Here is a 9,332-nt window from a genome sequence, read left to right as displayed (position 1 = left end):
ATCAGGGCCATGGTGGCTGTGGCGGAAGATCACCGTGCTCAAGGGGGGCAAGCATAGATCCAGGGAGTGGGCATAGCTGTGCATGGGCCAGGGATCCGTGAAGCGGCCCCCCAGGTTGCCCAGGTTGCTGCCCCCATAAATCTCTGCATCGCTGTTGAAGATCTCTCCATACCAACCCTCCAATGGCACGCCAATGCGATAGTTCTTATGGGGATTTGGCATGAAATTACAGACAACAATCAGCCAGCGTCGGCTTTTTTCATCTCTCCGCATGAAGCTGATGACGCCATTGCGATTATCATCACAATGAATCCATTGAAAACCATTGGTGTTAAAATCCTCCCGCCAAAGGGCTGATTCTGATCTATAGAGAGCATTGATATCATCAATCATCTTCATTAGTTTCTGATGCTCGGGATATTGTAGCTTATCCCACTCCAGATCATCCCAGACATTCCATTCGCCACGTTGTCCAAACTCCATACCCATGAAAATTGTTTTCTTGCCAGGGTGGGTCCACATGTAGGAGAGCAGGGCGCGGGTATTGGCAAATTTACGCCAATCATCCCCTGGCATCTTGTGCAGCAAATTGCTCTTCTCATGCACCACTTCATCATGGGAAAGCGCCAACATAAAGTTCTCGCTGTAATAGTACATCATGGAAAAAGTGATCAGGTTCTGGTGAAATTGTCGGAACCATGGATCCATGGCGAAATAATCCAGCATATCATGCATCCAACCCATATTCCATTTTAAATTAAAGCCCAGGGCATCACGGTTATGGTCACTGGCGGGCTGGGTGACACCCGGCCACTCTGTTGACTCTTCCGCAATGGAAAGAATTCCAGGAAAATAGTGGAATAGGGTTTCATTCAATTGTTGAAGAAAATTGACCGCCTCCAGATTCTCGCGGCCACCATGTTTGTTGGGCAACCACTCCCCCTCTGGACGGAGATAGTCCAGGTAGAGCATGGAGGCAACCGCATCTACACGAATGCCGTCAATATGGAATTCGCTGATCCAGAACAGGGCGCTGGAGACCAGGAAATTGCGCACCTCGTTGCGACTGTAGTTGAAAATCAACGTGCCCCATTCCTTATGCTCGCCGATACGTTGGTCAGCATGTTCATACAAGAAATCACCGTCAAAATATGCCAGGCCGTGGCTGTCTTTGGGGAAATGTCCTGGCACCCAGTCCAGAATGACGCCAATCCCGTTTTGATGGCAGCGATCCACGAAGGCCCGGAATTCGTCCGGCTTGCCATAGCGACTGGTGGGGGCATACCAACCCGTCACCTGATACCCCCAGGATCCCTCAAAGGGATGCTCCGTGACGGGCATCAGTTCAATGTGGGTGAAGCCCCGCGCCTTCACGTGGGGGATCACCTTGTCCGCCAATTCCGTGTAGGTGAGCAGCCGTGTCCCTGGCTTCATGTCGTTGGCAGGGACCGGGGCACGCACTGTGCCGTCAGGTTCCACGCAGGGCTGTGCCGCGTCGGCATGGAGCCAGCTTCCCAGATGCATCTCGTAGACGGCGATGGGCTGCTCCAGGGGATTCTGGCCGTCCCGCTGACGAATCCAGGCCTCGTCCCCCCAGGCAAAGCGGTTCTCCGCCACCACGGAGGCCGTGGCCGGGCGCACCTCATGGTGAAACCCGTAGGGGTCGGCCTTGGCATAGGGATGGCCATGGCGGCTGTGGATCTCGTATTTGTAAAGCTCCCCTTCCCCAAGGCCGGGGATAAAGAGTTCCCAGATGCCGCCAATCCGCTTTTGTGCCGGGTGCATACGCCCATCCCAGCCGTTGAAGGCGCCAATGACGGACACACTCACCGCGTTGGGCGCCCAGAGACAGAACTGGACGCCGCTCACCCCGGCCTGTTCCACCCGATGGCCCCCCATGCGGGTCCAGATGTGGTGATGGTTGCCCTCAGCAAACAGGTGGCGATCCAGCTCACCCATCCACTCCTGGCGAAAGCTGTAGGGGTCATGTTGGCGGCTGTGGATGCCGCCCCGCTGCAGTTGCAACTGGTAGGCACTGCCAGGATCCGTCGCCACCTCCCGCTCAAACAACCAGGGATGGTGAACTGCCTCCATCGCTAGCGTCCGGCCTTGCAGCATCAGATCCACACGCTCCGCATCCGGAAGCCAGGCCCGCACCACGTGACCGCCGCCGGGGAGGGCATGGGGGCCAAGAGTAGCGTAGGGGTCATGCTGACGGCAGTTGGCCAATTGCTCAACTGCTTGAGCAAGCCCTTGGTGTTCAACCACAGGGGGAATGCAGAGTGTTAGGAGCCTACGCTGCGGCCTGATCCGGTTGCTGCAACGGCAACTCCAGGCAGGCCTCGTCCCAGCAAAACTCCACCACCACCACTTGGCGTTCGTGGGCTGCGACGGCGTGGGGCGCCTGTCCGTTGCCGGGATTGATGCCGATCAAGGGCCAGCCCGCCAAGGCAATGGATAGGCGCAGCCGCCCACCCGCCGGCACCGTTCGCAGCAGGGGCTGAAAGCCTACCTGGCGCCAGGCGAGGTCCTGAGCCTGGGGACCCAGCCAGCGCCCCACCCCCATGGAGAGTTGCTCCACCTGTAGCCGGCCGTCCACGTCCCACACCCGGGACAGGGCACAGCAGAGGTCAAAGCCCCGCCCCTCACTGGCGGCCCTCAGCCGCAGCCAGACCGTGCCGCTGAGGATCAAGGCACGGGGCAGGGGTGGGGTGGTGAACGTGAGCACGTCGCTGCGGCAATCCAGGTCATGGCGGTCTGCGGGACCGGCCTGCACGTCCAGGTGCCCGCCCCGGGCTGGGGTGGGTCGCCACGGATCCAGCACCAGCCGATCCCGGCCCCCCGCCCCGGTGGCAGCGCCAGTCTTCCCGGACGGCGGCAGCAGCACACCAGCGTGGGGATCCACCCCACTGAGGCCTTGCCCCCTCAGCCGCCAGCGCTCCAGCGCCTGCCGGGGCCAGTGGGCGCCGCGCCACCAGTGCCCGCACCCCACATCAAACAGTTGCACAGCGGCTTGGGGTTGCTCCGGGGGGCAATCCTTCAAATGGTGGTTGAAGAAGGCCAGTTGCCGCTGATCAAGTTGACCGCCGTGCCAGTTGCCATGGGTCCAGGGACCCACCACCAACCGGGGGCTGCCACCGGCCTTCAGGCTTTGCTCATGGAGCGCCGTGACGCCACGCAGGTAGGGGTCGTACCAGCCGCCGATCAGGAGCATGGGGCGCCGCAATACAGCCTCCAGCCCTGCAGCCGCCACCGGTGATTCCCAATCCCCCGACCACCATCGCAACAGGTGGTTCTCGGGATCCACCTGCTGGAGAAGACCCCAGCCCTCCTCAATGAAGTCCTGTCTGTGAAGGGCCTTGCGGATGCGGCCGTAGGCCACACCGTCCCCGCGCCGCTGACAGGTTGCCGCCGCCAACTGCAACGCCCAGGCTAGCCCCAGCACCCACCAGTCTGCCCGTCCGTCCTGACACCAGTGGTGTTGCAGGCTGAGACCCGCCATGGCCGGAGCCGTGCAATCCGGCCCGTCTGGCCCGTCCCAGAGCAGTTGGGTGAGGCCCTGGTAGGAGAAGCCGTAGCAGCCGACACGGCCGTTGCAATCCGGCTGGGCCCGCAGCCAGGCCATGGTGCAACTCCCGTCCCGGGCCTCGTTGGCAAACAGGCGGAAATTGCCGCCGGAATCGCCACAGCCCCGCACATCCTGCACCACCACCAGGTAGCCGTGGGCGGCATACCAGGCGGGGTGGGCATAGACCATGGTGGAGGCCAGGGCGCGGCCATAGGGCTGCCGCATGAGCAGGGCCGGCCATGGTCCCCCGTGTCGGAGTCTCCAGCAACTGGCCTGCAGGGCCACTCCGTCCGGCAACACCAACTGGCGCTGGTCATGGGCTACGTCAGGCAACGTCCCGGCAGCACCCACGGGTCCATGTCCTTCAGGTCACGACGGGGCAGTACAGGCCCACCACGTAGGTGATGAGGATTTCCGACTCGCCGGTGGTGATCCCCTGGCTTGCGGCCACCTGCTCCAGGCCCGTGGAGGAGTAGACGCTGTGGCCAGCGGCGTTAATGGCGTTGAACTGCTGGCACAATGCCTCGGCCATGCCCGGGTTGCTTTTGACGGTGTTGAGAAGACCAGGGGGACTGGCCTGGGTGGGACGCAACAGACTCGGACTAGCCACCAAGGCGAGCATCACTCCCAAACCCGCGAGGCCGAAGAGCAACGGTGGGCGCAACTTCCTCCATCGCTTAAATCTGCTTGCCATTGTTTATGCTTGAGGATCTCATACCTAGTATTCACCACAGACTTGGTGGATTGCAAGCCTTGATGACCGTCCTATGGTGAATGCTACGCCCCCCCTGGTTGAGGTTGGTCTGGTGGTTGCTGCCCAAGGGCTCAAGGGGGAGTTGCGGGTCCTCTCCTCCAGTGATTTCCCTGAGCGTTTTCTGGAGCCTGGTTTCCGCTGGTTGCAGAAGCTGGATGAGCCGCCCCGGGCGGTTGAGTTGTGGCAGGGGCGTTGCCTGACCCGCAAAGGGCTCTACGGGATTCGGCTCAAGGGCATTGCAACACGGAATCAGGCGGAAACCCTGGTGCGGCACCGGCTATTGGCGGACGCCACCACCCGTCCTCCCCTGGCGGCAGGGGAGTTTCACCTGCTGGACCTGGAGGGGCTGGAGGTGCGCCTGGATCCCGCGGGTCCGGCCCTGGGCACTGTGGTAGACCTACTCCACGGGGGCAACGACCTGTTGGAGATTCGTCTGCATCATGGGGGACAATCCGTCCTGGTGCCCTTTGTGGAGGCCATTGTTCCCCAGGTTCGTCTTGAAGAGGGATGGATCCTGCTGTGCCCGCCCGCGGATCTGCTGCCGATTGCGGCGCAGCTCACGCCGGCGGATGCCATAGGCTCAGTGCGTCAGCCCGAATTTTGATGGCATCACCCACAGCGGTGATTCCGGTGGTCCTCTGTGGGGGCGTTGGCACCCGCCTCTGGCCCCTGTCCCGGTCCGCCTACCCCAAGCAGTTTCTGTCCCTTGTGGGTGACCACACCATGCTCCAGCAGACCGTTCTGCGCTTGGCGGGGCTACCGGGACTGCAGCCGCCTCTGCTGGTGTGCAACCATGCCCATCGCTTCATTGCCGCTGAGCAGATGCGGGCCATTGACGTGGAACCCGCCGCCATTCTCCTGGAGCCTGTGGGGCGTAACACGGCGCCGGCGGTGGCCAGCGCCTGCCTCCAGGCCATGGCCATGGCGGCGGGACAGGAGAATGGCCTGCTGCTGGTGCTGGCGGCTGACCACGCCGTTGCCCATGCCGAAGACTTCTGCGCCACCATTGGCCAGGCCGTTCCCGCCGCCCTGGGGGGACGGCTGGTGACCTTTGGCGTCACACCCACCGCCCCGGAAACCGGCTACGGCTACATCGAAGCGGATCCCGGGACGGACGAGTTCGGCCTGCATCCCGTTCGCCGCTTTGTAGAAAAACCCAGCCGTGAGCGGGCTGCAACCTTCCTGAGCCAGGGGAGCTTTTACTGGAACAGCGGCCTCTTTCTGTTTCGGGCCAGTGTGATGGCGAAGGAGTTGGAGCGCTGCGCACCTGACCTGCTGCACGCCGCCCGGACATCCCTTCAACAGGCTCACCAGGATCTGGACTTTCTCCGTCTGGAGTCAGAAGCGTTTTGCCGTTGCCCCACGGTCTCCATTGACGTGGCCGTGATGGAGCAGACCCGTTTGGGCAGTGTGGCCCCCCTCACGGCGGGTTGGAGTGACGTGGGCAACTGGAGCACCCTCTGGCGCCACGGGGATCACGATGAGCGGGGCAACACCGTCTGTGGACGGGTCCTCCACGAGAACGTGCATAACTGCTACCTCCGCAGTGAGCACCGCCTGGTGGTGGGCCTGGGCCTTGAGGATCTGGTGGTGGTGGAAACCAATGACGCCGTGCTGGTGGCCCGACGAGATCAGACCCAGGCGGTGAAGCAGGTGGTGGCCCGTCTTCAGGCTGCCGGGGCGCGGGAAGCCCAGGCGCACCAGCGCACCTACAGACCATGGGGGTACTACGACACTAGCGTGGAGGGGGAGCGCTGGCAGGTGAAGAAAATCCACGTGAAGCCGGGCTGCTCCCTGTCATTGCAGATGCACCACCACCGCGCTGAGCATTGGGTGGTGGTGCAGGGCACAGCCTCCGTGGAGAAGGACGGGAAGCCCCTGCTGCTCAGCGAAAACCAGAGCGTCTACATCCCCCTGGGCTGCCGTCATCGGCTCGGTAATCCCGGTCGCATTTCCCTGGAGCTCATCGAGGTACAGAGCGGACCCTACCTGGAGGAAGACGACATTGTCCGTTTTGAAGATCACTATGGACGCACATCAGGCTGAGCCGGTGCTGGTGACGGGAGCCGCCGGCTTCATCGGCTTTCACCTGAGCCGGGTCCTCCTACAGGCCCATGTGCCCGTGGTGGGCCTGGACAACTGCAACGCCTACTACTCCCCCCAGCTTAAACGGGACCGCCTGGCCCAACTGCAACTCTGGCCCCAATTCCAATTTACGGAGATAGATCTGGCCCAGGGCAACGATTGTGCGGCCCTCTTTGCCCGGACCCGCTTCCGGGCGGTGGTCCATCTGGCGGCCCAGGCCGGGGTGCGCTACTCCTTGCAGAATCCCGCCGCCTACATCAACAGCAACCTGGTGGCCTTCGGCCACGTGCTGGAGGGCTGTCGTCGCCAGCAGACCCCCCACTTGATTTATGCCAGCAGCAGTTCGGTCTACGGTGCCAACCGCAAGCTGCCCTTCGCTGAGTCGGACCCCGTGGATCACCCCGTGAGCCTCTACGGGGCCACCAAAAAAGCCAACGAACTAATGGCCCACACCTACAGCCACCTTTTTGGACTGCCATGCACCGGCCTGCGCTTCTTCACGGTCTACGGACCGTGGGGTCGCCCCGACATGGCCTATTGGGCCTTCACCCGCAACATCCTGGCGGGGGAGCCGCTGCAGGTGTTTAACCATGGCCGCATGGGGCGGGACTTCACCTACGTGGACGACGTGGTGGACAGCCTGGTGCGCCTGTTGCCCGAACCACCCCAGCCCCAGTCTGTGGAGGTGCAACCCACGGCGGCCACCAGCCATGCCCCATGGCGTGTGTTCAACGTCGGCAACCGGACACCGGTGCCCCTGCTGGAGTTCATCCGACTGCTGGAGGAGGCCTTGGGGAAGAAGGCCGTGGTGGAGTTCCTGCCCATGCAGGCCGGGGACGTGCAACAGACCCATGCCAAGGTGTCCGCCCTTCAGCAGGCGGTGGGCTTCCAGCCCGACACCAGCCTTCGGGATGGTCTGGCCCAATTTGTGGCCTGGTATCGGGCTTACCACAACTGCTGATGTGTAGCAGTTCAGGGGAGCCAGCAGCCGTTCCGCAAAACCCGTAACCGCTGGGGCCTGGCCAGCATGGCCTGCCAGCTTGAGACCTCGGTGAGAATCAGGTCTGCAGGGCAGCCGTTGCGCAACACCCCATCCCAGGCCAAGCCCAGCACTTGCGCTGGGGCGCTGGTGAAAGGAGTCAGCCCCCGTTGCTCCCAGGGGTGCAGATGGGTTACGGGGACAGCGAAGCGCCAGAGTTCCACCGGGTCAAAGTTGCCCCCGGGAAACCAGGGGTCGGCCACGTTGTCTCCCCCAATGGCCACAGTCACCCCCCCATCCTGGAGTTCATGGATAGGCGCCAACCCGCGAAGCCGTGGTGTGTGCCTGCTGCTGGAGCGGTCCTGGAGCCACAGGTTGGTTGTGGGGAGGCTGATCAGGGGGATGTGAAGCACCGCCAGGCGCTCAACCGTGCGGCGCAGGTGTTCAGGGGTGTGTTGCGCCAGGCTGCAGCCATGGGAGACGGTGACGGATACGGGCAGTGGCTCCTGCTCCAGCAGGTCCAGGAGCTCCTCCAGGCAGCGACTACGGGGATCACAGGTTTCGTCCAGGTGCAGGTCCACCATGCAGCCCTGCTCAGCCGCCAGGCGCAGCATCCCGGCCAGATGCTCTCGCCATAGGCTGCCGCGGGTGTTGTGGTGGGCCAGTGCGCCCCCCAGCCCCCCACCCAGCCGGGCCAACCGCCGGGCAAGCTGGACACCGACGGTGGTGCTCCAGAGTTCCAGTGGAGCCAGGGCAACGGCCTGAAGCTGGAGGCGATCCGACCAGGCGGCCCACGTGTGGATCATCGCCTCCCAGGTGGCCTGGGAGCCAGCCCTGCCCCCCAGATCCAGGTGGCTGCGCAGGGCGCGGTAGCCATGCCGCCATGCGGTTTCCAGCGCCCGGTTCATGCGCTCCGCCACAGCAGCGGCAGAGCGACGCTTGTGCTCCTGCAGATTGGCCGCCAGGGCGGCGGCCATGGTGCCGGAGGGATTGGGCACTTGGGACCAGGTGAAGGCCTTGTCCAGGTGGCAGTGGGGCTCCACGGCGGCGGGGAGAGCCAAGGGCAAGTGTGGTCCCCTCGTCCCAGGCAGCGGTTCAATTCCGGTGACGGTTACCCCCCTGATGGTCAGGGCCAGATTGACGAGGCCGTCCCCGTCGACTTCCAACCCATGGCGATGCCGGGAATCCAGGAGGGCCAGGGGCCAGCGAATCTGCAGCGGTTGGGGAGAGAGCAGGTGTGCGGACTGCGGCGGAACCCCCATTGTCCGTGACCAGTGGCGGGGATGGGGACCGAGCCGTTCCCTGCTACCGTCTTGCCCCATAGCCAACGGACCCAGTCTCGCCTGGATCGCCTCCTATATCTGGGGTCTTGCGGACCACGTGCTGCGGGATGTCTACGTTCGCGGCAAGTACCGGGACGTGATCCTGCCCATGATGGTGTTGCGCCGTCTAGATGCAGTGTTGGAGCTCATAAAGCAGGATGTGCTGCAACAGATTGCCAGGGAGCAGGGCAAGACCGTGTCCACCCATCTCTATGGCCAGGAGATCAACGGGGAGACCACTGCCATCTGTAAAACCGACCTCCTCTTGAAAGCCGAAGGAGATACTGCTGACAACATCAAGGACGGCCCGGAGCACTCAACCCCGTGGAACGACGGCTTCCCGTCGCGGAAGTTTGATTTCATGCTCTCCAATCTGCTCTACGGCAAGAGTTGGGACACCGACTTGCAGCGCAGCAGATTCCCTTGCAGGAAGAGGGCGGCATTGAAGGCTTCCTGAGATGGGAAGTGTTGCCCTACGCACCGGATGCATGGGTTGTGCGCAAGAGCGAGAAGATCGGCTACGAGATCAGCTTCAGTCGCTATTTCTATACGGGATTGGTAGTTTGGGGCTGATGAGTCATTTGGGGAGGGCAGCCCATGGTGTTCAGAGAGAATCTTCCAAGA

8 protein-coding genes are annotated in these 9,332 nt (G+C 62.8%); 4 read left to right on the top strand and 4 right to left on the bottom strand.

All coding sequences use genetic code 11. The features are described 5' to 3' along the window. From glgB to FLM9_RS02160, 3 genes are all read right to left on the bottom strand, one after another. The coding region (gene glgB, locus FLM9_RS02170; RefSeq protein WP_074457042.1) for a 1,4-alpha-glucan branching protein GlgB at positions 1-2,268 on the bottom strand (2,268 nt) is incomplete at its 3' end. A gap of 25 nt (positions 2,269-2,293) precedes the next feature. Beyond that, a complete protein-coding gene (locus FLM9_RS02165) occupies positions 2,294-3,919 on the bottom strand; it encodes a CocE/NonD family hydrolase (RefSeq protein WP_102135453.1) in 1,626 nt (541 codons plus the stop codon). A 13-nt stretch (positions 3,920-3,932) separates the two neighbouring features. Further along, positions 3,933-4,190, bottom strand: a complete 258-nt coding sequence (locus FLM9_RS02160) for a DUF8664 family protein (protein ID WP_074457043.1) — start codon at positions 4,188-4,190, stop codon at positions 3,933-3,935. 145 nt (positions 4,191-4,335) lie between these two features. On the opposite strand from FLM9_RS02160, the gene rimM reads away from it, so the two are divergent. From rimM to FLM9_RS02145, 3 genes are read left to right on the top strand one after another with little or no spacing between them, the layout of a single operon-like run. Then, entirely contained in the window at positions 4,336-4,926 is a 591-nt protein-coding gene (gene rimM / locus FLM9_RS02155; protein WP_074457041.1) for a ribosome maturation factor RimM, read from the top strand. Further along, positions 4,926-6,368, top strand: a complete 1,443-nt coding sequence (locus FLM9_RS02150) for a mannose-1-phosphate guanylyltransferase/mannose-6-phosphate isomerase (protein WP_074457040.1) — start codon at positions 4,926-4,928, stop codon at positions 6,366-6,368. The genes rimM and FLM9_RS02150 overlap by 1 nt, the downstream gene beginning before the upstream one ends. Next, complete coding sequence (locus tag FLM9_RS02145) at positions 6,349-7,368, top strand: NAD-dependent epimerase (protein WP_074457039.1); 1,020 nt, start codon at positions 6,349-6,351, stop codon at positions 7,366-7,368. The genes FLM9_RS02150 and FLM9_RS02145 overlap by 20 nt, the downstream gene beginning before the upstream one ends. A gap of 11 nt (positions 7,369-7,379) precedes the next feature. Here the strand turns inward: FLM9_RS02145 and FLM9_RS02140 are convergent, their stop codons facing one another. Then, complete coding sequence (locus FLM9_RS02140) at positions 7,380-8,708, bottom strand: amidohydrolase family protein (RefSeq protein WP_143324558.1); 1,329 nt, start codon at positions 8,706-8,708, stop codon at positions 7,380-7,382. A gap of 58 nt (positions 8,709-8,766) precedes the next feature. On the opposite strand from FLM9_RS02140, the gene FLM9_RS02135 reads away from it, so the two are divergent. Further along, positions 8,767-9,165: an N-6 DNA methylase gene (locus FLM9_RS02135; protein ID WP_438801323.1), complete on the top strand. Its 399-nt coding sequence runs from the start codon at positions 8,767-8,769 to the stop codon at positions 9,163-9,165. Positions 9,166-9,332 lie beyond the last annotated feature (167 nt).

Source organism: Candidatus Synechococcus spongiarum (assembly GCF_900047545.1).
GTDB classification, from domain to species: Bacteria; Cyanobacteriota; Cyanobacteriia; order PCC-6307; family Cyanobiaceae; genus Synechococcus_B; species Synechococcus_B spongiarum_C.
Note: the sequence above shows the minus strand (reverse complement) of the source record. Positions and strands in the feature narration are given on the sequence as shown.